General features: G+C 44.2%; 21 protein-coding genes. 13 read left to right on the top strand and 8 right to left on the bottom strand.

Annotated features, from left to right (window positions below):
• Positions 1 to 35: 35 nt before the first annotated feature.
• The 5 genes from BT112_RS05965 to BT112_RS05945 all read right to left on the bottom strand — a co-directional run bounded on the left by BT112_RS05965 (position 36) and on the right by BT112_RS05945 (position 10534).
• Complete coding sequence (locus BT112_RS05965) at positions 36 to 1499, bottom strand: alpha-L-fucosidase (RefSeq protein WP_072316447.1); 1464 nt, start codon at positions 1497 to 1499, stop codon at positions 36 to 38.
• Between the two features lie 15 nt (positions 1500 to 1514).
• Positions 1515 to 2960 (bottom strand): alpha-L-fucosidase, encoded by a 1446-nt coding sequence (locus tag BT112_RS05960; protein ID WP_072316446.1) that lies wholly within the window; start codon positions 2958 to 2960, stop codon positions 1515 to 1517.
• Positions 2961 to 3135: 175 nt separating this feature from the next.
• Positions 3136 to 5538: a glycoside hydrolase family 3 N-terminal domain-containing protein gene (locus BT112_RS05955; protein WP_072316445.1), complete on the bottom strand. Its 2403-nt coding sequence runs from the start codon at positions 5536 to 5538 to the stop codon at positions 3136 to 3138.
• Between the two features lie 108 nt (positions 5539 to 5646).
• A complete protein-coding gene (locus BT112_RS05950) occupies positions 5647 to 7239 on the bottom strand; it encodes a SusD/RagB family nutrient-binding outer membrane lipoprotein (protein WP_072316444.1) in 1593 nt (530 codons plus the stop codon).
• 19 nt (positions 7240 to 7258) lie between these two features.
• The gene (locus BT112_RS05945; RefSeq protein ID WP_072316443.1) at positions 7259 to 10534 is read right to left on the bottom strand and encodes a SusC/RagA family TonB-linked outer membrane protein; all 3276 of its coding nucleotides are present in this window, start codon (positions 10532 to 10534) and stop codon (positions 7259 to 7261) included.
• 756 nt (positions 10535 to 11290) lie between these two features.
• On the opposite strand from BT112_RS05945, the gene BT112_RS05940 reads away from it, so the two are divergent.
• Positions 11291 to 12073 carry a hypothetical protein gene (locus BT112_RS05940; RefSeq protein ID WP_072316546.1) on the top strand — a complete coding sequence of 261 codons (783 nt, stop codon included), beginning with the start codon at positions 11291 to 11293 and terminating at the stop codon, positions 12071 to 12073.
• Between the two features lie 117 nt (positions 12074 to 12190).
• Positions 12191 to 13072 carry a GTPase Era gene (gene era / locus BT112_RS05935; RefSeq protein WP_072316442.1) on the top strand — a complete coding sequence of 294 codons (882 nt, stop codon included), beginning with the start codon at positions 12191 to 12193 and terminating at the stop codon, positions 13070 to 13072.
• A gap of 21 nt (positions 13073 to 13093) precedes the next feature.
• On the opposite strand, the gene BT112_RS05930 is transcribed toward era, so the two are convergent.
• The gene (locus BT112_RS05930) at positions 13094 to 13594 is read right to left on the bottom strand and encodes a hypothetical protein (RefSeq protein WP_072316441.1); all 501 of its coding nucleotides are present in this window, start codon (positions 13592 to 13594) and stop codon (positions 13094 to 13096) included.
• Between the two features lie 128 nt (positions 13595 to 13722).
• Here BT112_RS05930 and der point away from each other — a divergent pair, with 128 nt between their 5' ends.
• Entirely contained in the window at positions 13723 to 15027 is a 1305-nt protein-coding gene (gene der / locus BT112_RS05925) for a ribosome biogenesis GTPase Der (RefSeq protein WP_072316440.1), read from the top strand.
• Between the two features lie 94 nt (positions 15028 to 15121).
• On the opposite strand, the gene BT112_RS05920 is transcribed toward der, so the two are convergent.
• On the bottom strand, positions 15122 to 15625 hold the full coding sequence (locus BT112_RS05920) for a DUF456 domain-containing protein (RefSeq protein ID WP_072316439.1): 504 nt from the start codon (positions 15623 to 15625) through the stop codon (positions 15122 to 15124).
• 154 nt (positions 15626 to 15779) lie between these two features.
• Here BT112_RS05920 and BT112_RS05915 point away from each other — a divergent pair, with 154 nt between their 5' ends.
• From BT112_RS05915 to hemW, 6 genes are all read left to right on the top strand, one after another.
• Entirely contained in the window at positions 15780 to 16148 is a 369-nt protein-coding gene (locus tag BT112_RS05915) for a BlaI/MecI/CopY family transcriptional regulator (protein ID WP_072316438.1), read from the top strand.
• Positions 16145 to 17545, top strand: coding sequence for a M56 family metallopeptidase (locus tag BT112_RS05910; protein WP_072316437.1), 1401 nt, complete (start codon positions 16145 to 16147; stop codon positions 17543 to 17545). The genes BT112_RS05915 and BT112_RS05910 overlap by 4 nt, the downstream gene beginning before the upstream one ends.
• 140 nt (positions 17546 to 17685) lie before the next feature.
• Positions 17686 to 18852: a tetratricopeptide repeat protein gene (locus tag BT112_RS05905; RefSeq protein ID WP_072316436.1), complete on the top strand. Its 1167-nt coding sequence runs from the start codon at positions 17686 to 17688 to the stop codon at positions 18850 to 18852.
• A gap of 89 nt (positions 18853 to 18941) precedes the next feature.
• Positions 18942 to 19517, top strand: coding sequence for a hypothetical protein (locus BT112_RS05900; RefSeq protein WP_083564805.1), 576 nt, complete (start codon positions 18942 to 18944; stop codon positions 19515 to 19517).
• A gap of 33 nt (positions 19518 to 19550) precedes the next feature.
• Positions 19551 to 20108, top strand: a complete 558-nt coding sequence (gene ruvC / locus BT112_RS05895; protein WP_072316435.1) for a crossover junction endodeoxyribonuclease RuvC — start codon at positions 19551 to 19553, stop codon at positions 20106 to 20108.
• A gap of 47 nt (positions 20109 to 20155) precedes the next feature.
• Positions 20156 to 21283, top strand: a complete 1128-nt coding sequence (gene hemW / locus BT112_RS05890; RefSeq protein WP_072316434.1) for a radical SAM family heme chaperone HemW — start codon at positions 20156 to 20158, stop codon at positions 21281 to 21283.
• 22 nt (positions 21284 to 21305) lie between these two features.
• Here hemW and BT112_RS05885 read toward each other — a convergent pair whose 3' ends face one another.
• Complete coding sequence (locus BT112_RS05885; protein ID WP_072316433.1) at positions 21306 to 22271, bottom strand: M20/M25/M40 family metallo-hydrolase; 966 nt, start codon at positions 22269 to 22271, stop codon at positions 21306 to 21308.
• A 186-nt stretch (positions 22272 to 22457) separates the two neighbouring features.
• Here BT112_RS05885 and BT112_RS05880 point away from each other — a divergent pair, with 186 nt between their 5' ends.
• The 4 genes from BT112_RS05880 (at position 22458) to BT112_RS05865 (ending at position 24695) form a co-directional block, all read left to right on the top strand.
• Positions 22458 to 23204, top strand: a complete 747-nt coding sequence (locus tag BT112_RS05880; protein ID WP_072316544.1) for a cyclase family protein — start codon at positions 22458 to 22460, stop codon at positions 23202 to 23204.
• 1 nt (position 23205) lies between these two features.
• On the top strand, positions 23206 to 23565 hold the full coding sequence (locus BT112_RS05875) for a DUF4260 domain-containing protein (protein WP_072316432.1): 360 nt from the start codon (positions 23206 to 23208) through the stop codon (positions 23563 to 23565).
• A gap of 8 nt (positions 23566 to 23573) precedes the next feature.
• Entirely contained in the window at positions 23574 to 24212 is a 639-nt protein-coding gene (locus BT112_RS05870; RefSeq protein ID WP_072316431.1) for a DUF4230 domain-containing protein, read from the top strand.
• 114 nt (positions 24213 to 24326) lie between these two features.
• A complete protein-coding gene (locus BT112_RS05865) occupies positions 24327 to 24695 on the top strand; it encodes an MmcQ/YjbR family DNA-binding protein (protein WP_072316430.1) in 369 nt (122 codons plus the stop codon).
• The last annotated feature ends 35 nt before the right edge of the window (positions 24696 to 24730 follow it).

The following is a 24730-nucleotide window of genomic DNA, read 5'->3' as shown; positions in this document are numbered from 1 at the left end:
AAAGAGGAACTCTGACTTAGTTCCTCTTTTTTGTTTTAGTAGATTTCTATATTGGAAATTAATGGACAGGCCTTGGCGCCGGTGATATTTACCCGGATTTTATCCGTATTCAGGTCTCCTGTTTTCAGGATTCTTTTATAGCCGATAGTGGTGGCTTCTGTGATGGTTTTCCAGCCGTTTTCCTTCCAGGCTTCTACAGTAAAGGACCGGACTCTTTGCCCGAGGGCTATGTACTCCTGGAGTACGATATAGGAAATATCCTTTGCTGCTTCCAGCCGAATTTCCACGGAGCCCGTGCTGGTGTCATCATCTGTGGTCCAATAGGTGTCCTTTTTTCCGTCGGTAACATTAGAGGCGGCATATTGCGGCGAACCGGCCCGGAATGAGCTGGCTGTAGCCGATGCTTTGAAGGCGAGGTTGTTGCCCAACCTTTTATCGAGTAGTTTGCGCCACTCCCGGAGTGCCTTAACATCGTTTTCATGGATCAGTCCGCGTCTGTCCGGAGGTATATTCAAAAGCAGGTTGGAGCCCCGTCCTACGGAACTCAGATAAATATCGAATAACTGTTCTGCCGTTTTTACACTGTGATCTTCCTCTTCGTGATAAAACCAACCGGGGCGGATGGAAACATCGACTTCGGCAGGGATCCACCGTGTGCCGTCTTCCGAGCCTGAGGCCAGCAGGTCGTTTATGCCCGCTTTTCCTGCATAAAGCGTATCGTTTGAAATGGTATTCCAATTGGTTTTTCCGGCGTGTCCTTCTTCATTGCCTACCCATCGGATATCGGGACCGGCATCACTGAAAAACAAAACCTGTGGCTCGGGTTGCAATGCGCGGACCATATCCAGGGTTTCCGGCCAGTGGTAATAGGTTTTCCTGTCGATATTACGTGTTTCCCGCGCCCCTCCATAATAGCCGTCACCACCATTGGCACCGTCAAACCACATTTCAAATGCAGGTCCGTAATTGGTGAAAAGCTCTTCCAGTTGATTACGGTAATAGGTAATATATGAAGGTTGCCCGTAATCGGAACGGTTCCGGTCCCAGGGCGAGAGATAAATTCCAAACTTCATACCGTACCGTTTGCAGGCTTCGGAGACTTCTTTCACGACATCACCTTTCCCGTTTTTATAAGGACTGTTTTTTACGGAATGTGTCGTGTACTTACTTGGCCAGAGGCAGAATCCGTCATGATGTTTGGTGGTGAGTATTACACCTTTGAATCCTGTTTCTTTCAGCACCCCGATCCATTGATCGGGATTCATGTCTGAGGGATTGAAGATCGATGGGCTTTCATCCCCGTATCCCCATTCTTTGCCTGTAAAAGTATTTGTGGTAAAATGGATAAAAGCATTTATTTCCATCTCCTGCCAGGCCAGTTGTGCAGGGGAAGGAACCGGGCCGATGGCCTGGGGAGGTGTGGCTTTTATGGCGGTATCCTTACAGGAAATAAGGATAAAAAGTAGGCCAAGAGCGGAGAGAAGGGAATACGTTTTCATTGTACTGTTTTTAGATTATATGGTTTTGAAAGAGAATGCGAGTGCGGCTACATCTTTTTTTCCTTTTATAGAAGACGGCACAGTGACTTTCACTTCATCTCCGTTTAGTTCCCATTTGACATTTTTCCCGGTCTGCAGCAATTTTACACGACTGCCTTTTTTGGGTAGATTACCTTTCCAGGTAATGGTTGCGGGAGTTGCTTCGTTTTCCTGAAGACACACGATGGCATAGGTTTTTTTCTTTTCCTTATTTTGTGTAAAGTACGTATCTCCGTCCTGGTAATGTTCGACACTACGGGTGTTGTAAATAGCCTCACCGTTGGTAGCCATCCATTTTCCGATATCCTCCAGTCTTTTTATAGCTTCCTCCGGAAGTGTCCCGTCCGGTTTAGGTCCTACACCGAGGAGCAGACTTCCTCCTTTGGCAACGATCTCGGCGAGGGAATGGATGACTTTTGGAGTGGATTTAAAGGTGTCTCCGGGTACGTATCCCCAGGCGTTACCGAGCGTCATACAGCTTTCCCAGGGATTGTCTATTTTGGCATCGGGAATACGTTGTTCCGGGGTCTGGTAATTTTCAAAACGTCCGTGAACAGTGCGGTCTACCATGAGCAGTCCGGGTTGTGCTTCGCGTGCCATAGCAGCTATTTTGGGCATATCGATATCCTGGCTCCATTCGGGGATCGGAGCACCCCAGGATATCACTTCTTCATTGACCGTCTCTTTAGGACGCACCCAGCCCCCATCGAGCCATAAAATATCTATACTTCCGTAATTGTGCATGAGTTCTGAAATCTGGTTGAAGGTAAATTCCTTGAACTTATTCCAACGCCAGGGGTTTTTCCGGATATCGTAATTGTTGTTGCGGTTTGCAGTAGCATATTTGGGCCACCAGTAATATTCCGAATGCCAGTCGGGCTTGGAAAAATAAGCACCGATCATAAAACCTTTTTTCCTGAAGGCATCAAATACATATTTGGCTACATCCGCCTTTGGGTTATCTGCAAAGGGGCCATTAGATATCTTGTAGTCACTTTGTTTGGTGTCGAACATGTTAAACCCGTCGTGGTGCTTTGTCGTGAATACCAGATACTTCATTCCTGCGGCATCAGCAGCATCTGCCCATTGCTCCGGATTGAAATTGACGGGGTTGAACTTTTCACTTTGTCCCCAGTACCATTTTTTGTAATCGTTATAACTTATTGTACTGTCACGCTCTATCCAGTCTTCGGAGCATATAGACCAGGATTCTATAATTCCCGGAACTGCGTAGATCCCCCAGTGGATGATCATCCCGAATTTCTGGTCTTCCCATTGGTTGAGTTTTTCGATGACTTTAGCATCTTTCGGGGGCTCGTAAATGGTAGATCTCTGGTGTAAATTGTTTTCCTGTGCCCGGGCAGAAAGCCCCAGGCCAAGACCTGCTAAGCATGCTAATGCTGTTTTCCTGTAAAAGCTCATGGAGGATGTATTTTTTAATATTGATAATCATTAAGGCTGCGTTGAATTAGCCTGAAAAATCTATAATTGAAATCGCCCGGGGGTTCTTCGGGATAGTTTTACCGGTGCACAAACGGCCGGTTTCGTGTTTACCACTATGGCTTTCCTTTCCGAATATAAGAACCTGGGACATATTTTATTTTTTTATTTTGATGGTGCGGGAAACTTTAAAGGTGTCCTTTAACCGGATGTCTTTCGAGGAGGCTCCTATCATTACAGAGAAGGTTCCTGCCTCGGTGACCCATTCCTGCCGGACATTCCACAACATCATGTCTTTTGCTTCGAGTTCGAATTCTACGGTTTTCCGTTCACCTGCTTTCAGATGTACTCTCCGGAACGCCTTGAGCTGTTTTTGAGGTGTCACCACAGAACCTGCCATGTCACGGAGATAAAGTTGTGCAACTTCATCGCCATCCGTATTGCCTGTGTTTTTTATTTCGAAACGTATACTAACTCTGATATCATCATCTTTTTCCAGCATCTCCATGCTGAGGTTGTCATATTCAAAATCGGTATAGCTGAGTCCATGTCCGAAACTGTAAAGGGGTTCGGCATCTTCTTCGACATAATTGTGTTTTACGGGAAATAATGCATTGTAGTATACGGGAATCTGCCCTACGGATTTAGGAACGGATACGGGTAATCTTCCGGCGGGATTGTAATCGCCGAAAAGTACATCGGCAATGGCGTTTCCACCTTCCTGACCGGGATACCAGGCATCGAGAATAGCGGGCACATGTTCGGAAGGCCAGTTGAGCAAAAGCGGACGTCCTTTAAGGAGTACCAGCACGGTAGGGGTACCGGTACGCACGATGGCCTGAAGCAGAGCGATCTGGTTTCCGAGCAGGTCCAGGGTAGAACGATCATAACCTTCGCCGCTTTCCATATCGCTGATTATTCCTTTGCTGTTTTCACTGTCTACCGTAGCAGCGCCGGTATCGATATATTTCGTCTTGAAATCTCTTGCACTTGATCCTCCGAGTACAACAATGGCCACTTCCGCATTTTCGGCGGCTTCTACGGCCTTACTGATGTCTGTTTGTGTAGTGTCGCGTATAGCACATCCCTTGACATAGGTGACGGTTGCAGAAGCACCGACTTTATTTTTTATACCTTCCAGTACGGTGACGATATTGTCTTCTTCCTGGGGAGCGGTATAATCGCCGAGTTGATTGTAAATATTATCGGCATTCGGGCCGATTACAGCTATCCTTTTCAAATCTTTTCGAAGGGGGAGTAGGTGATCCTGATTTTTGAGCAGGGTGATGGATTGTTGTGCTACTTTACGGGCGAGTGCTACGTGTTCGGCGTTCCGGACTTCTTTTGCTGCTTTTGCCGGGTTGACATACGGATTTTCAAAGAGTCCCATCTCAAATTTCAGACGGAGAACACGTTTTACGGCTTCGTCCAGGGTGTTTTCGCTAACCATACCGGAAGAAATGGCCTGAAGAAGGTGTTCTCCGAATCCCTTACCGCCGAGATCGGCATCTACCCCGGCATTTGCAGCCATAGCAGCTGCTTCCGTAAAACTGGCGGCAGTATGATGATTGCCAAGCAGCCCTTCTATACTTCCGAGATCGGAAACCACAAAACCTTTAAAGCCCCAGGTATCACGGAGGATATCAGTGAGCAACCAATTGTTGGCTGTACTGGGTACGCCATCGACAGAACTGTAGGCGGTCATCACGGATAAGGCTCCTGCTTCAACAGCAGTTTTAAAAGGGGGGAGGTAGCTTTGATGGAGATCCCGTGTGCCGACATGGACTGCATTACCGTTATGTCCGCCTTCGGGCACACCGTAAGCTGTAAAATGTTTTAATGTGGAAATGATATTGATTCCGCTTTTCAGGTCTGTGCCCTGAAAGCCCTCGACCATGGCTTTTCCCATTTCACTGTTCAGGACGGGGTCTTCTCCGTATGTTTCTTCGACTCGAGACCACCGGGGTTCGCGGGCAAGGTCCAGTACGGGGCCATAACCTACATGTCCTCCCTGCAGGCGGGCTTCTCTGGCGATCACAGCCGCCATTTCTTTGATGAGCTCAGGGTTCCAGGTGCTGCTTTGTCCTATAGAAGTAGGGAATACCGTAGTGCCTATAGCCATGTGGCCATGAGGGCATTCTTCGGAGAGAAGTATGGGAATACCCAGCCTGGAGTGTTCTATGGCATATTTCTGAAGCGCATTGGTGGCCTGGGCAGCCATCTTAGGGTTCAACCCGGTCTCAAGGGTTTTTTTTGTCCAGGGATCTGCACGCAGTGTCGCCCATAGCATACCGATATGCTGCTCTTGTATGGCTTCTCGGAAAACTTCGCTTTCGGAAACCTTATTTCTTTTTTTGCTGTACATGTCCCAGCCGAGGAGTGTGCTTAATTGCCCTACTTTTTCCTCGATGGTCATGTGTTGCAGCAGGTCGTTTACTCTATCCTCAACAAGAGCTGAAGGGTTTTTATAAAGAGGAGACCCGGAATTCTTTTTTTGAGCGGTAACAGGGAAGTGACTTATGAGAAGTATGATCCATAAAATATGCCGGAGTGCTTTCATTGTCTGTCGGGAGTTTTTTCAAAATTAATAAGAAAAGAGGTTGTTTTATAATGCTAACAACCTCTTTTCTTCATTAGTAATCGGAATATGTGATTATTTTTTTCAACATTAATCTACATCCCAGAATATTTTGCCATCGCGTACATCCTGTGCCTGAACAGCCTGGTAGTTCTGACTGTTATAGTTCTTCTCGGAAGATGGATAAACCAATCTGGACGGAGGGGTGCGATAACCTGAGAGATTCGCTTCAGGGAATGTCAATTCTGGGAAGCCTGTTCTTCTGTATTCGGCCCATGCTTCTACAGATTGAAGGAACCCTAAATGTAACCATTTCTGAATCCATATTTTTTGCAGCTTTTCCTGGGTAGAACCTTCATAGGCTACACCGGATGTTGCCAGGAATTCGGTAATAACATTAGCGTCGGGTTTTTCTTCTACTGGAAGACCGGTCTCATTGATGTTGTTGAGATAGTAATAGAAAGATACCGACTGCTGAATAGCGGTTTCATAGGCTTGCCCGGCATCTCCGCCTCCCCATCTTTCATAAGCTTCTGCTTTGAGAAAGTTTACTTCGGAAGCAGTCATCACTATACCGGGCAGACTCGGATTTTGCATAAATGTCGTGGAGTCTACTATAGAATAGTTAGCAAATTGTTGTTCTTGCTGTGCAGAAGTAAATGTTATAGGCATAGCCTTAAATTCTTCGTTTGGAACAAAATTATTGCTTACTGTCTTACCGAACTTATCGAACATCACAGGAATACGCGGATCATCTACGGGAAGCATGGCCGTGTTGAGCAGGTAATCCGGTGCATAATGGCTCGGTAGCTCTGTCAGAGCACTGTTCAGGTTATCGATATAGGTAGTTAGGGGTTCAAGAAGAACGTCCTCCGAAGCAGGATTGTAATTTCCGTTATCACCACCATCTAACAGCGGATAAGTAGCACTGTTGTTCAGCATTTCCTGGATTGCAGTTTGTGCGGTACTCTCATCAACATTAGAGATTCTCATCAGCAATCGAAGTCGCAATGAATTGGTGTATCTTCTCCACATATTCACGTCCCCGCTCAGGAGAATGTCATATTTGGAAAAAGAGGCTGTTGTCTCCGTAGAAGCAAAATAATCGCTTATAGTTTTCAGATCGCTGATAAAAGTGGTGTAAAGTTCTTGCTGATCATCAAACTTACCGTTTTGAATGCTACTGTTTTCAATAAGACTCGCTGCTTCAGAAAAAGGAATATCCCCCCAAAGGTCGACCATTTTTGAGGCTTCATTGATCAAAACAACCTTTCCGGCGTTCATGAATATTTCAAAACCGGCTTTTTCTTCTTCAGAAAGATTTTCGTAAGCAACTTGCATTGCTGTGTAAGTACTCATTACTCCCCCGCCGTTAGAGCCGGACACGTAAAAATCTGTCCAGTACTGATCGGTATAGCTATCGCTTTGCTGATATGCCGTGTTGGCATTCATAAAAAATGCCGTTTGCGTGTATACAGCAGTATGCGTAAGGAGAAAAGTCCTGGTGTTCCAGTAACTCGGACGAATCCTGTCATTGTTGAGCATGGAGGTGAAAAATCCTGGAATACTGGCATCCGTAGACTTCTCAGGGCTGAGGAATTTGTCCTCCAGTTGATCCGAACACCCGCTAAATGTAGTCATTAACGAAGCGAGCAAACCTAATATTATGAATTTGTTTTTCATGATGTTCGTAAATTTTTAATTAGAATTTTGCGTTCAGGGAGATACCAAAGCTTCGTGATGCTGCAGTTGAACCGACATCTACACCCTGAGACCACCACTTGTTTCCAAGAGGAGCTTCCGGATCGATATTGTCCAGAGTTCTCCAGATGTAAAAAAGGTTTCGTCCGATAAGGGAGACCCTCAGACTCTGAACATGTAATTTTTCAGCCAGGCTTCCGGGAAGGTTGTATCCTAATACTACTTCACGCATTTTTATATAACTGTTATCGTAGATACTACCTTTGCGACTCCAGGAGTTATCTCCCCAGTTAAAGGTGTTCATATAGTAGGTTGCCGCATCGACAACCTGAGTATTGGCCTCGCCGGTATTTTCATTGACACCGTCGAGAAGTACTCCGTCGTTATAAGTAACTCCATCCACGGTATAGCTGAGACCGCCATGTTCGGCATCCCTGTATTGCATGGTGTTTTCCAGCATACCGGCTCCCATCATGTACTTGGTGTTGGGAGAAACCATTTGCCCTCCAAGCCTGTAGTCCATAGAGAAATCGATAGAAAAGTTTTTATAAGAGAAGGTATTGGAAAAACCTCCTATGGCCTTAGGCATGATGTTTCCGGCTTTAACATATCTGCTCTTGTCCATCACGTAAAGTCCGTCATCACTAATAAGATAATTGCCGTTTTCGTCAGTAGCACGTGGCATTACATATATATTACCCAGTTTTTCACCAATTCCTGCAACAATTTTCACTGTACTCTGATCTGCCGTATAGAAAGTAAGTTCATCCACTCCCGGCATCAGACTGTATACTTTAGACTGGTTTACAGAGAAGTTAAAACGGGTTGTCCATCGGAAATCTCCGGAGATAGGCGTAGCATTGATTGCCAGTTCAAATCCCTGGCTTCCTATCTCACCTACGTTTACGAGCTGGCTTCCGGCGCCTACCGAAGGAGCTACCTGTAAAGGCAGGATCTGATCTTTTACACGGTTGCTGTAGTAGCTAACATCCAGTCCTATTCTGTTATTGAGGAACTGTGTTTCCAAACCAAATTCCATTTCGTGCTTTTTCTCAGCATTGAGGTTGTCGTTACCGTAAGAATTGCTCAGGCTCAGAGAAGGAACAGAACCGTTAATGGTTTGTAAGGAGGTCTGGTTGTAAGAAATGTTTGCTTCGTACATGGGAGGTGCGTTACCTACAATACCATAAGAAGCACGTACTTTACCATAACTCATAAATTCGGGAACATTGAGGACGTCATTAAATACAAAACTCGCGTTGGCCGAAGGATAAAAATATGAGTTGTTTTTAGGAGGTAATGTAGAAGCATATTCTTGTCTGGCTGTACCTTCGAGGAACAGGAAATCTTTGTAACTCAGGTTTAAAATTCCCAGATAAGCATATTTAAGTTGCTCTTTCCTGTTGTAAGACGTTGAGAGAATACCGTAAGAATTGCTTAGACTAAACCAGTTTTCGGTAACCAATCCGCTTGTCGTTGCAGATTGCTGATCTTTATATTTTTCGGATCTCGATTGAAAACCTCCCGAGATGGAAAAGTCGAGATCTTCTGTGATCTTGTTGTTATAAGTTAACAAAACATCACCATAAAGGATGGAGTAGTTTCCTGAAGTAGCAGTAAATGCACCGGTACTGTTAGAACTTGAGTTGAACTGAAGCGGATACTCGTTGTATTGCTTGTTTTCCGAATTGAGACCGGTAAAGTCACTTCCTATTCTTCCCCGGAACTGAAGTCCTTTTGCCAACTCCCAGTTTAAGGTTGCACTGGAGATCAAACGATTTTCTGTTTCTACGTATTTGTTGCGCATTTGCTGCCAGAAGAAATCGAGGAGGTTTGTGGCGCGTATGTTGTAGATAAACGCTTCATCCGAACGTTCCGGGTTGTTGATCGTAACATATTTGTATCCGTCCGAAGTGCGGTATCTTTGCTTCATTACGCTCATGTCTTCGGCACGGCTGAAGAATCCTGAAAAAGATCCTAATACCTGCCCGAGTTGATAAGGACGGTTAGTGGTTGTTGTGTTGATATAGTTGGCAACTACATCAAGCGTAATCTTATCACTTATTTTTAATGTACTGTTCAGACCGAAAGTATTTTTTTCCAGTTTGTTTCCTTCCTGTGTGCCTTCGTAGTCAAGACGGCTATAAGTAAGTCTGTAATTTAGTTTTTCGGTCTGATCGGATACAGCGAGGTTTACGTTGGAAGTATATCCTTTTCTGTATACATCTTTGTAGTTGTCCGGTTGTGCGGAGTAAGAACGAATAGAACCGTCCCACCAGCGAACCTGCTGTCCTTCCATTTTCGGACCGAAGTTGGCATAAGCCCTGAAGTAAGGTCGATAACCTGAAGGTGAAGAACTGTCTTCAATCCATCCTTCTGCATTAGCTCCGTTGGCTAAGTTGGTTTCCCTGTCATATCCGGGGCCATATGTGTTTTGGAATTTCGGAAGGAAGGCGGCTTCTTCGACGGTACCGTTATAGTTGAGTTCTACACCCAATCCTTTCTTTTCCATACCTTTTTTCGTGGTGATAACGATAACTCCGCTGGAAGCATCGGAACCGTAAAGCGCAGTGGCACTGGCACCTTTAAGGACGTTAAGGCTCTCTATGTTGTTGGGGTCTATATCCAGAATACCGTTACCACGGATACGTTGATCGTCCCAGTAGTTATTGTTATTCGCTCCTCCTGCTCCATATTGACCATCATTACGGATAATCACACCGTCTACGACATAAAGAGGCTGCTGATTGTAAGATAAAGAGTTGATACCGCGTATTTGTACGTTAACCGCACTACTTGCTCCTCCCGGTGCCGTAGTAATCTTTACTCCGGCAGCTTTCCCGTACATCGCGGAAGCAAAGTTGGTGTTACCACTTTCGGTAAGCTCTTTGGCACTTACTTTACTTACAGCATACCCAAGAGCTCTTTCTTGTCTCTTAATCCCAAGGGCTGTAACAACAACACCTTCGAGCTCTTCCATAGATGCAGACATGGCCACATTAATTACGCTTTTGCTTCCTGTAGAAACTTCTTGTTTGGCATATCCCATATTGGAGAAAACCAAAACAACGTCTCCGGAAACCTGTATGGAAAAATTCCCGTCAAAATCTGTAGAGGCTCCGGTGGTGGTTCCTTTGATAACCACGTTTACACCAGGTAATGGCATTCCATCCTGGGCATCCGTAACGACTCCCGTAATCGTCCTGTCCTGAGCCAATAATAATTGACTGCAAAAGAGTAGGGCGGCAAATACAAAAGTTAATTGTTTTTTACACATTTTAATTTTGAGTTAGTTAAAAAAATCGAAGTAACCCGTTTAGGGCACTTCCGGAAATAGTGATTAGTCCCTTAGCTAAAAGGGTTATAAATGTTATAGTAAAAATGAACATTAGGAAATTTTTTCGACTAATGACAATTCTGGAAAGCTGAAGGAAGTGTTAAGAATGTGTTATTATATTCTTCTGAAATAGTTATGTGTAGGTATCTTGTTTTGGGTGTATGATTTCTCTGAACAGGTGTAGGGTAATTTTAGTTGTAAACTGTTTGTTTTTACGTGTCAAATGATGTGTGGGATTGAAATTTTAGAGATATTTTTAAAAGATTAATCTGTTTTCGAAGGATACACTAATTAAATAATTGTATGAATATCGATTACTTTCTTTTTAACTATAATTGGTAATTTTTAACATTTCTATAACACGAACAGCTTTGTGACTATTTTATGATTTTAGGAATTGTATGGTTGACAAAAGAGGGAAGCTAAAAACTTTTGCCCCCTGTACATAGGATATGCGAAAATAGTACGTTTACTATATATTCAAAGTTTTATTTTTGGATATATTGCTGAAGTTTGTGTAGCGTTTGTAGCAAAAAGTAAAAATTGCGAGGTAATAATGGATATATTCCGGAGGTTAAAAGAGAATGCCTGGTGTTTTTGCAGGGTATGGCGGTGATTATTAATTTTATATGTTGCCATTTTAACAATTCTTTTGCACCTTTACCAACTCAATAAAATTTTATGACGGTAAAAAATATGGTAAGTAGAGCGCTGTTGGCAGCTTTGTTTACAATGGTTGTGGTGGGGTGTTCGGGAGACGATGAGGAAGGTGGAATGGTGGCTTCAGAGCAAAGTAAAGTGCTCAATAGGGAGAAAACGGGAAGTTCTGCCTATGATTTGCTTTCTGCCGAAACGTATTCCAAAATTGTTCTGGAGTTTATATATGTCGAAGGGTATGAGCCTGCGGCTCAATCTGTAGAAAACCTGAAATCTTTTATAGAAGCCCGTATGCACAAACCGGGAGGAATTGTTATTGAGGAGCGGTGGATAGATTCGCCGGGATTGTCGGAGTATAGCGTAAACGATGTTTTTGAGTTGGAAAAGGAAGAGCGCATGCGTTATTCCGATAAAGAAGAAGGAGAGATCACTGTTTTTGCATTTTTCGCAGACCAGGCCTCAGATAAGAACGAAGGGAATAAGGTGACACTCGGAGCTGCATATTTGAATACTTCATTTGTCATTTACGAATCCACTATACGTGAGGTGTCCGGCAGAGCAGGAACATCCGGGAGAATAAGTATGGAAAGTACGGTATTGCAGCATGAATTCGGACATTTGCTGGGACTTGTGGATCTGGGAACACCCATGCAGGAAGATCATCTCGATGAAGAAAACGGTCACCATTGTGACAACGAAGATTGCCTGATGTATTACCAGGCAGAATCGGGAGGGGGTATATCCGGCCTTATTAATGGCGGAAGCATTCCGCAACTCCATGCACAATGTCTTGCCGACCTTCGGGCTAATGGCGGAAAATAAGGAAATTGAGGAGTTTCATCATCTCATATACAGTCCGCAGCAATACAATAGTAGCTGCCATATAGTACTTTATTGCTTCTTTATTGATAATTTTGCCGGGTAATCATAATCGGTATTATGCATAAAGCAGGTTTTGTAAATATTATAGGGAATCCCAATGTGGGGAAATCAACGTTGATGAATGCTTTTGTAGGAGAAAAGCTTTCCATTATCACCTCCAAAGCGCAAACTACCCGTCACCGGATTTTCGGAATTGTCAACGGAGATGATTTTCAGGTGATCTTCTCGGATACTCCCGGTGTGATCAAGCCTGCCTATAAACTTCAGGAATCCATGATGGATTTTGTGAAATCCGCTTTTGAAGATGCTGATGTACTGGTGTATATGGTGGAGATCGGGGAGCATAAACTCAAAGATGAGGCTTTTTTCGAAAAACTGGGAAAAACATCTATTCCCGTACTCCTGTTATTAAATAAAATAGATACGTCTTCACAGCAAGAGCTCGAAGAACAGGTTTCCTATTGGAAAGAGGCATTGCCCAATGCGGAAATATATCCGGTTTCGGCATTACAGAATTTCAATGTTCCGGAGGTATTTCACCGTATACTGGACTTGTTGCCGGAGTCCCCTGCATTTTATCCTAAAGATATGATTACCGATAAGCCGGAACGTTTCTTTGTAAATGAGGCTATCCGCGAAAAAATCCTGCTTTTTTACAAAAAGGAGATCCCGTATTCCGTCGAAGTGGAGACTGAAGAGTTTCTGGAAGAAGAAGATATTATACGTATGCGTGCCGTTATTATGGTTGAGCGCGATTCGCAAAAAGGAATTATCATCGGACATAAGGGGAGTGCCTTGAAAAAGGTCGGCATGGAAGCCCGTAAAGACCTGGAAGCTTTTTTCGGAAAGCAGGTACACCTGGAACTTTTTGTGAAAGTAAATAAAGACTGGAGGAGTAACGACAGGCAGTTACGTCGGTTCGGATATAACCAGAAATAAAACGGTTCCGGCATATTATTTTCAGTTCAGTATGCTCCGATTGTTCAGAAATTCATAAAATCCGTAGATAAAAGTCTTGCCCCGGGCTTTCTTGGCGCTGCGGATCGCATAGAGCATCCCCCAAATGGCAAGAGTAATAGGGAATATCCACCAGAGAAAAGCTATTCCCTCTGTCGATGAGGCAGACCATGCGACGATTATCCATGTCCCTGTAATTAAACAAGCCAGCCCTACAAAGAGTTGTAGGGAAAGCAAGGTGTTCCACAAAAGTGATCTCGGAGCAAACCATCCGAAAAGTAGGGTTCTCGACTCGTCAACCTTATTGACTTCCAGATAAAGTTGGGGAGACCACCAGTTTTCTTCGGTTTCTGACATTATGATCAGGGTGTTTTCGTCGGGACGGGTGACCCGGTACAACGGATTAGAGTTTCGCAAAAAGGTAGAGACCACAGAATTCTTGTTTTTTGGTAACTCTACGGTAAATTGCTGGTCGAGAGCAATTTTGTCGCCAAGGCTTTTCATTACCTGTTTTTTAGTGAATTAAATATAGCTCTTTTTATTTAAAAATTACAATTTTTTCTGTTGCTTGTAAAGTTTAAATCTCCTCTTAAAGAAGGAAGTATTACCTTTGCCCCGTTAAAACTTTTCGCATGAGCAATATAGTAGCGATAGTAGGGAGGCCTAATGTCGGAAAATCAACACTTTTTAACCGGTTGATACAACGCAGGGAAGCCATTGTGGATGCTGTCAGCGGGGTTACAAGGGATCGGCATTACGGAAAAACCGATTGGAACGGAAGAGAGTTTTCACTTATAGACACCGGGGGTTACGTGGTGGGTAGTGACGACATCTTTGAACAGGAAATAGACAAACAGGTGGAACTTGCCATAGATGAGGCCGATGCCATATTGTTTGTTGTAGATGTAGAGACCGGGGTAACCGGTATGGATGAAGATGTAGCACAGCTTTTAAGGCAAACCGACAAGCCGGTGCTGGTTGCGGTAAACAAGGTTGATAATGGTCAGCGTGAGGCCGATGCCGTGGAATTTTATTCTCTGGGACTCGGAGAATATTACAGCATTTCCGGTATTAACGGTAGCGGAACGGGGGAATTACTCGATGCTTTGGTTGAGGTTCTTCCCGAAAAAGAAGAGGTAGAAGATGTAGAACTGCCGAGATTTGCCGTAGTAGGCAGGCCAAATGCCGGAAAATCGTCCTTTATCAATGCACTTATAGGAGAGGACCGTTATATCGTAACCGATATTGCCGGAACTACACGAGACAGCAATGATACCAGGTACAATCGGTTCGGATTCGAATTTAACCTGGTGGATACGGCCGGAATTCGCCGTAAAGCTAAGGTAAAGGAAGATCTGGAGTTTTACTCGGTCATGCGTTCCGTACGTGCCATTGAGCACAGTGATGTATGTCTGCTTCTGATCGATGCGACGAGGGGATTCGAAGGACAGGACCAGAATATTTTCTGGCTTGCGGAACGAAACCGTAAAGGGATCGTTATTCTGGTTAATAAATGGGATCTCGTAGAGAAAGACACCGGTACGGTAAAGGAATTCGAAAAGAGCATACGTAAGATTATAGAACCTTTTACGGATGTGCCTGTTATCTTTATATCCGCACTGACCAAACAGCGCATTTTTAAGGCTATAGAGACTGCGGTAGAAGTATATCAGAACCGTAGCAAACGGATTTCTACGAGTAAACTCAATGAAGTGATGCTGCCTATCATAGAGCAGACACCGCCTCCGGCCAATAAAGGAAAGTATATCAAAATCAAGTTTTGTACCCAGCTTCCCACACCGATGCCGCAATTTGCATTTTTTGCCAACCTGCCTCAGTACATCAAAGATCCATACCGCAGGTTCGTAGAGAACAAGCTTCGTGAACATTTTGGTTTTCACGGAGTGCCTATCGATGTGTTTTTCAGAAAAAAATAAAGCTTTTATATATTGTCTTTACTACCCCCGGTCTGCTCGGGGGTTTTTTGTGTCCGGGAAAATTATGCATACCCGGTACGGAAAAAATGTACTGTCAGAATGAAAAAAGTGCGGTGCGGAACTCCCAGACTTTTGCTACGAAGAGTACCAATAGTATTACGGTAACCATCAGCTTCATAAAGGTACCGGTCAGGAATCCCAGGAAAGAACCGAAGGCAGCTTTGAGTGCCGTCTTCCTGTCTGCCTTATTAAGCAATTCCCCGATAAGGGCTCCGAGAAAAGGACCTATAAGAATACCCAGTGGAATAGGGGCTATGATCCCGACAATCAGTCCTATGGTCGTACCCCAGACACCGGCTTTACTACCCCCGAACCTTTTAGTACCCATAGCGGGAATAATATAGTCGAGTACCGTAATGCCAACGGCAACAAGCAGTGTAATGCCTAAAAACCACCAACTGAGGGTTATCGCTTCGGTAAGATGAAGCAGTAAGAGCCCCACCCAACTGAGGGGAGCTCCCGGTAGTACGGGAAGTACACTTCCGGCAATACCTGTAATCATGCACAGGAAGCCCAGAACGGTAAGGACGATATCCATGTAAACTGTTTTTGTAAGCTAATGTAAGGAAAAACCCGGATACCCGGATTTCTGAAATACTTATATTTTTTAACTAAAAAATTAGTTTTAACTAAAATTTTAGTTATATTTGTGAGTGTGTAACTAAGAAATTAGTTGATTAAAAAAATAGTATATGAAGCAGTTAACCAAGGCTGAGGAAGAAGTGATGCAGATTTTATGGGATCTGGAAAAAGCCAATGTGGCTACTATTATTGAAAAATATGAAGGCTCCAAACCTGCTTACAATACGGTATCAACCATTGTAAGAATACTCGAAAGCAAAGGGTTTGTAGGACATGAAAAAGAGGGCAAGGGCTACCTGTACTTTCCGTTGCTCAAAAAGTCCGAATACAGTAACCAGTCTATAAATAAGCTGGTTAATAATTACTTTCAGGGTTCGTTCAAAAGTATGGTGTCATTTTTTATGAAAAAGAACGATATCAGTATGCAGGAACTGGAAGCTGTTTTAAAGGAAATTAACGATAAAGAAACGGAAAAATGATACATTACCTGTTACAGACTGTTGCTTTTCAATTATTTTTTCTGATGGTATATGACCTGTTTCTGAAAAAGGAGACTTTTTTTAACTGGAACAGGGTTTATCTCCTTATCACGCCTTTGCTGGCTATGGTTATACCATTGATCAGCATAGAAAAACTAAGCCGGGTAATTCCCGGTGAGTATATAATCGCGCTGCCTGAGGTCGTGGTAGGGCCGGGTACAAATGAGGTCCGCGAGATGGAGATAGAAGCTTCGATCCCGTTATGGCAATGGATACTGTTGGCAGGAATTTTACTCAGCGTTCTCTTTTTTGCGCTGAAAATATTAAGGGTGTATGCTATGAGGCAAAAAGGGCGGGTGGTGCGAAAAGAAGATCATGAAGAAGTGATCCTTCCCGATAGTGACACAGCTTTTTCTTTTTTCCGGAGTATCTATCTCGGAGATCATGTGTACAGCAAGGATCACGGGCATATCATCGCACACGAATTGGTGCACATTCGCGAAAGGCATACCCTCGATCTGTTGTATTTTGAGGTTCTTCGTATTCTTTTCTGGTTCAATCCTCTGGTTTATATATTCCAGGGACGGATAAGCGAACTACACGAATTTATAGCAGATTCAAAAACGGCAGGACCGGACAAAAAAGCAAATTACAGTGTACTGCTCCGGGAAGTTTTTAAAACCGAAACAATATCATTCATCAATCCTTTTTTTAAATCATCATTAATCAAAAAACGAATAGTTATGTTACAAAAATCAAGATCCAGAAAAATCTGGCAGTTCAAGTATCTCATCCTCGTGCCTTTGGTATTCGGAATGCTGCTCTACAGTTCATGTGAAAGCGACGACAAGGTAGTCGCCGGTGAGAATTCATCTATTTCAGAACAGGTACGTACCCTCAAGGCGGCAATAGCAGAAAAAGATCAGCTTACTGAAGAGGAGATAAAAGAGGTTATGACGCTCAATGAAGTTCTTGTTGTAGGGTACGGGGCAAAACCGAAGGTGGCTATAGAGGAAATAGAAACAACTTCGGGAAATGGGACTATGGAGATTGAAGTGCCCTTTGGTGTTGTAGACGAAGTCCCCGTATTTCCGGGTTGTGAGAATGCCGATGACCCGAGGGCGTGCTTCCAGGAAAGTATGCAAAGTCATATCCGCAAGTATTTTCATTATCCGGAAGAAGCCCAGGAACAGAAAATTCAGGGAAGAGTCGCGGTGATGTTTACCATTGATAAGGAAGGTAATATTATACGGATTAAGAAGAGAGGGCCTTCTCCTTTGCTCGAAGCGGAGGCACAGCGGATCATAGAAAAACTTCCGAAAATGAAACCTGGACAACAGGGAGGAAAGCCGATAAATGTTCCTTTTTCCATACCGATCACTTTTCGTTTAAAATAACAAATGACCTTTTAAGATCTGTAATGCCCCGGCAAGAGCGGACAATAAGAAATATGGATACGTAATGCGCATTACAGGATGAGATTATATTCTCAGTGATAGTGCGGATATAGAAACAAGATGTAACAACGTTTTAAGCCATGACAAGATTATTTTTATGGGTTTTATGTTTTGTTGCCGTGGGACTCAAGGGCGGGGCGCAATCCCCGCCCTTGGCTGTTGCAGACAGTTTGTATGCGCTCGGGAATTACACGGCGGCGATCACCGAATACAACAAATATCCTTCCCCCGGCAGTAGGATGCAGGTGGCCCGGGCATATCATGCGATTGGGAATTATGAGAAAGCCTTGGGGCAGTACGAAAACCTTGTTGCGGAGTATCCGGATATGCCGGTTGCGCAAAACGAACTGGGGAAGCTTTATCTCAAAATCAAGCAATTTGAAAAAGCCAGGGATGTTTTCCTTCTTTTAACCGAAAAAGAATATGGCAGTGCTGACAATTTTTACCTTCTTGGTAAAAGTTATCAGTATATAGCCGGAGAGTCCGGATATGCACTGCCTGCTTTTAAACAGGCATTCCGTAAAGATACCACCCATCTGAAAAGTATTTATGAAACCGGAAAATATTACCTGAAAAACCGTGAAAAAGATTCGGTTCTGAAGTATGTCGATAAGGGGCTGACATTTTACCCGAATTCAGTTGAGCTCATCAATCTGAAAGCTCTTGCCTTATTTAACAACGGAAATCACAGGGAAGCCAGTCCGTGGTTTGAGCGTCTCACTGCATTGGGGGAAGAAAAACCCTATATCTATGAAAGGCTCGGCGATTGCTACGTTCGACTGATAGCATACGAAAAAGCAGTAATAGCCTACGAAACCGCCCTGAAACTCGAGGGACTAAATCCTAATCCGAAGACCCTCCTGGCTTTGGGGAAAATACATCTGAAACTCAAGGATTATGAAAAAGCAGCAGCGTATACAAAAGAAGCTATAGCCGTGCAGCAGGTAACCTTTGAAAGTGAATATGAAACACTTGCCAATATTGTACTGGAGCAGAAACAGGTAAAAGAAGGGCTCGAATACCTAAAGCTGGCCTATGAGGAAGACCCGGAGAGCACACATCTGTACTACAGAATATGTCTCGTGGCCGATAATTATTATGTCGATCCCAAGTTGAAACTCAGGTATTACGAAGATTTTATGCAGAAGACAGGAGATTCGCCGATCGTGGAGATCTACAAAGCCCATGTGAGCAAACGCATATCCGCACTCAGGCAGGAGATACATCTGGGGGCCAAAGCAGAGTAACATCCTGAAGATGAAAATAGGGATAAAGCGTAATAAGTTTGTCTGATATTCTCAAAAAGTCGTAATTTTCAGCATTGAACGGTTGTTTTATGCGAGAATTAAAAGCTTTTTTCTTTTTCGGAAGTAGTAGCGGATATGGAGCGATCTGTTTTTTGCGTATGCTGACTGTGATGCTGTTTTTTCTCGGGGTGGCATCCTGTAAGGAAAAGCCCGAAGAAAAAGCTTCCGCCAATACAATGGTACAGGAAGAAATAAGGAATATCAACTGGAATGAAGTCGACCAGTATCCGCTGTTTGAAACCTGTGATGAAACCGCTGCAAAAGAAGTCAGGAAAGCCTGTTTCGAAAAAACGTTTGTCCGTTACCTTTATGCCGGTATGGAAGATCAGCAGGTTATTATGCACGGTACCATAGAAGATACGCTTTACGTCCGTTTCCTGATTTCCGGTACCGGCAGAATTTCTGTTGCGGAGATAGAACAAAAAGAAAAGTGGGAAAAACACGTTCCGGGACTGGACAGTATTATGGAGGTGAGCCTTAGAAAAATGCCCGGACTCCATCCCGCATTGAAGCGGAATATTCCTGTTTCCACAAAATATCGTTTACCTATCGTCCTGCAATCTGCCGTACCTTCTTCGGGGAGGACGCACCAAAACCCGTTCTAACTTCGTACCTTTATCCCGGAAATCCATACAATTTTGGCAGAAGAAAAGATCATATTGGGAATAGATCCCGGAACAACAATTATGGGATTCGGGTTGATCCGTGTACGTGGAAAGCAGATGCATTTTATGCAACTGAACGAATTGCAGTTGCAAAAATACAGTGATCACTATCTGAAACTCAAGCTTATTTTCGAACGCACCATAGAACTCATAGATACGTATCATCCTGATGAAATTGCGATAGAAGCTCCTTTTTTCGGAAAAAACGTACAATCCATGCTCAAGCTGGGCCGGGCACAGGGAGTTGCCATGGCAGCCGGACTGTCCAGGGAGGTACCGATTACGGAGTATTCTCCTAAAAAGATCAAAATGGCGATCACAGGAAACGGAAATGCCAGTAAAGAACAAGTTGCAGGAATGTTACAGAGTCTGCTGGGACTAAAAGAGCTTCCCAAAAACCTTGACTCCACCGATGGACTGGCAGCAGCGGTATGTCATTTTTTTAACTCCGGAAAAAGCATCGGGGGCAAGACATATAGTGGCTGGAGTGCTTTTGTAAAACAGAACGAAGACCGTATTAAAAAACAATAACCGTTCCTTGTACCCCACGGAACAATAAATCCCGTTAATACACTACCTTGGGAGCAGTTTATATTCATATTCCATTTTGTAAGCAGGCCTGTCACTACTGCGATTTTCATTTTTCCACATCCATGGGGAAAAAGGAAGAGATGTTGCGGGCATTGAAGAAGGAACTGTATCTGCGGAAAGGGGATTTTGAGGATGAAATCGTAGAAACTGTTTATTTCGGGGGTGGCACGCCTTCGATACTATCCGTGAAGGAACTACAGGATATCATAGATACGGTATACGCATACTATAAAGTGGAAGCCAATCCGGAAATTACGGTAGAAGCCAATCCGGATGATCTGTCCGACGACAGGATTATGGCATTGGGGAATTCTGCGGTAAACCGATTGAGTATCGGCATACAATCGTTTTTCGACGAGGATCTGAAATGGATGAACCGGGCGCATAACGGGGAAGAAGCCAGGCGGTGTCTCGCTACAGCCACCGGGTATTTTGATAATATCACCATCGATCTTATTTACGGAGTCCCCGGAACAGATCACGCACACTGGAGGAAAAACCTGGAACTGGCCCTGTCTTACGGCATTCCTCATATTTCTGCTTATGCCCTTACGGTCGAACCCAGAACCGCACTCGATAAATTCATACGGGACGGAAAGACAACGGCTCCCGATGAAATTCATGCGCGCGAGCAATTCCTTATTCTTACGGAGGTGTTGCAATCCCAAGGGTTTATACATTATGAACTCTCTAATTTTGGGAAAGAAGGATATTTTTCAAGGAACAACACATCATACTGGCTCGGAAAGAAATACCTCGGTATAGGTCCTTCCGCTCACAGTTATGACGGGGTTTCGCGTAGCTGGAATGTGGCAAATAATGCGAAATATCTCAAAGCTCTGGACAAAGAGATATTACCGGGGGAAAAGGAAGAACTCTCGCTCTCCGATCGCTATAACGAATATGTGATGACCGGTTTACGAACGATATGGGGAGTATCCCTGAAGCGCCTTGAAGAAGATTTCGGGGCCATTTATTACCGGTACCTGCTCCGGCAGGCAGCAAAACATCTCGACCTCGGTCTCCTTGAACTCCAGTACGATGTGATACGACCAACGGCCCGGGGGAAGTTTCTTACCGATGGTATCGCATCCGATCTCTTTTATGTGGACTAAGAGGAAAGCAAAAAATGCAACCTTAGCTTTTAACTTCCGTAAACGGTAATTTTTCCTTTTGCATGGCGTGTTCGATGAGTTGTATTTCCAGATCTATAATTCCTGCTTCGGCTTTGGCATTGATCTTATCTGCATCATCGGATGGCATATGGTAATCCGGATGTCCGCCGGTGTGGAAAAACAATACGGGTATCTGTTTAGCGTAAAAAGACCCGTGATCCGATCCTCCGCTGCCCGCATTATCCGTAAAGAATTTTATTGTTGTATCCAGGCCTTCAAACACCGAAGGCCATTCGCTGCTCGTACCATATCCGCCGATACCTATACCGCGTTCCGGGTTGTAACGGCCGATCATGTCCATATTGAGCATAAAATGGATTTGCTGCAGGGGAATAACAGGATGTTCTACAAAATATGCCGATCCCAGCAGGCCCAGTTCTTCTCCCGAAAATGCTATGAACAGAACGTTGTATGGTTCCTTCGCTCCGTTGCCCGAAAAATAACGCGCCAGTTCCAGGAGCCCGGCAACCCCCGATGCGTTATCATCGGCACCGTTGTGAATGAGTCCTTCGGGCTTCGGGTGTTTGGATCCTCCCTGTTTTCCCATACCCAGGTGATCGTAATGCGCACCTATCACGACGGTATAAGGGGCTCCGTTGTCGAGAAACCCGATGATGTTATTCGCTTTGCGCAGGCTGTCTTTGACCACAACTCGTTTTACCTTTGCTATAAAAGGTTGTTTATAGCTTCGGGTTCCCATCGGTTGCAATCCGTATTTTTTAAATTCTTTTTCGATATAACGCGCCGCCTTTTTCAGGCCTTTGCTGCCGGTGCCGCGTCCTTTAAGTTTGTCGGCAGCCAGGACGTTTATATGTTGTTGTATGATGGAGGCATCGGGCCGGACGGTATGGTCCTGGGCAAATGACTGGAAATAACTGCTGATGAAGAGTAAAACGGAGCAGCACAATACTTTTTTGCTTGTGGTCATCGGGATGAAAATTTACGGAAAGCAAATCTATACGTTTTACCGGTAAGCTGCAAAAAAATAACTGTGAAAGCCGAAACCCGGAACCTTGGCAGATTCCGGCCCTGCCGGAAAGCACTGCTCCAGACACGCCGTCCTAAAACCGGAACTACGACTTACAACTTTAAACGATTATTCCTAAATTGCAATATGCAAACGACTATAGTGTACAGGGGGAAAACGTATCACACCGATCTGGATGATCCCATAGATATTTCGATGCCTTTGCGGGCATCGGAAGACAATCCGGTAGCATGGTACCTCGGAGCTCCGGAAATTACTCCCGTAAAGGAAGGAAGCTGGACGGGAAGCGTGGCCGAAGGGGGGGCTACCAATTTTAATACCATTGTGTTTAATCCGCATGCCCATGGTACACATACCGAATGTGCCGGACACATTACACGGGAGTTTTACAGTATAAATACCGTGTTGAAGAAATTTTTCTTTATTGCAGAACTGATCTCGGTATCACCGGTGCAAAAAGGAGAAGATCAATGCATAACCAGACAGCAACTCGAAGACGGCATGGAAGGGAAAAATGTGGAAGCCATCGTAATCCGGACGTTACCCAATGGGCCCGAAAAGCTTCGCAGGAAATACTCGCATACCAATCCGCCTTACCTGGAGGAGGATGCAGCCCGCTACCTCAGGGATATAGGAATAAAACATTTGCTGATCGATCTTCCTTCGGTAGACAAGGAAAAAGACGACGGTCGGTTGCTGGCGCATAAAGCATTCTGGGATATAGAACACAACATCCGGTTGGATGCTACCATAACAGAACTTATTTTTGTACCCGATGGTGTACAGAATGGGACATATTTGTTAAATTTACAGATAGCATCTTTTGAAAATGACGCATCACCCGGTAAACCTGTACTGTATAAATTGAAGTAATATGAAGTTTTCCTTAAAGCTGGAAGAATTGGCCATGCTTGTTCTGGGAATATACCTGTTCGGGCAGACGGAGTTCTCCTGGTGGTGGTTCGCAGGGCTGTTTCTGGCACCGGATATCGGGATGATCGGGTATATGCGGAATGCAAAAACAGGAGCGTTTACCTATAACCTCCTGCACCATAAAGGAATTGCAATAGCCCTTTACCTGGTTGGTGTTTTCGCGCAGCTCCCGGTATTGGAGCTCATCGGAACGGTATGTTTTGCGCATTCCGGTTTTGATCGCATGCTGGGATACGGACTCAAATACGGCGATTCTTTCGTTCATACACACCTGGGACGTATAGGAAAAGAACATAACTGAAATAATTTATGAACGATATATTTACCTTGATGATAGGATTGGTACTTGGCGTTGGCGTTACGTACTGGTTATACACCTATCTCAAGAAAAAACAGCACAAGCAGTTGACCCATAAACAATCGGTAGTCCTTCTCGAAAAAATCAGGAGGGTTTGTAAGCTGATAACGGTAGAAGGGGATTTTGCGGAGATCTATCATTACGAAAATACCAGACAGCATTTGATGAGCCTGGTGTCGAGCCGAAAAAAAGCACTTATCGTAATCAATGCCAAAGTACATATAGGCTTTGATCTGAGAAAGGTGAAAATGAGGGCGGATAATGAGCGTAAACGTATTATACTTACCAAGTTTCCGCAACCGCAAGTGTTGTCTATAGAACCCGACCTGAGGTACTACGATGTGAAGAACGGTTTGTTCAACAGATTTGCTTCTTCCGATCTCACCGAACTCAATAAAGAGGCCAAGCAACATATCCTGGACAAAATTCCGGATAGCGGCCTAATGGAGACAGCCAGAAAAGAAGTTCTCGAAGCGGTCCTGCTCATAGAGACCATAGTGCAGACCATCGGCTGGAACCTGGACTATTCCGCATTAGAGATCAGGGAAGAAGAGAAAGCACAGCTTGAACAAAAGAGAGAGGAGTATTAACGGCATGAAGTTTGCACAATGATATAACACGTTTTTAACCGACCGGCATATAAAAATGGCACCATACCCTGGATAACTATACGAACACGAACACTAACATAAATATCCGAGTATATGACAATTGATACATTAAGGAGTTACTGCCTGAATAAAAAAGGAGCTACCGAAGACAACCCTTTTGGCGAAGATACCATCGTTTTTAAAGTTATGGGGAAAATGTTCGCACTGACTTCTCTGGATAAATGGGAAGCAGGAGACCATTCGGTAAACCTGAAGTGCGATCCCGAACGGACTGAAGAGCTTCGTGCCTCTTACGATAGTATACAGCCAGGATATCACATGAACAAAAGACACTGGAATACCGTACAACTCGATGGTGGCGGACTTTCTGATGAACTGATCAGGGAACTGATCGATGTGTCTTACGGTCTTGTCGTTAAAGGGCTAACCAAAAAACAACGCGAAAACCTGGAATCTCTTTAAACCAAGTTTTTTAACTGTTGTTGTTCGATGCGGAA

The organism is Sinomicrobium oceani, from assembly GCF_900119185.1.
GTDB lineage: Bacteria > Bacteroidota > Bacteroidia > Flavobacteriales > Flavobacteriaceae > Sinomicrobium > Sinomicrobium oceani.
Note: the sequence above shows the minus strand (reverse complement) of the source record. Positions and strands in the feature narration are given on the sequence as shown.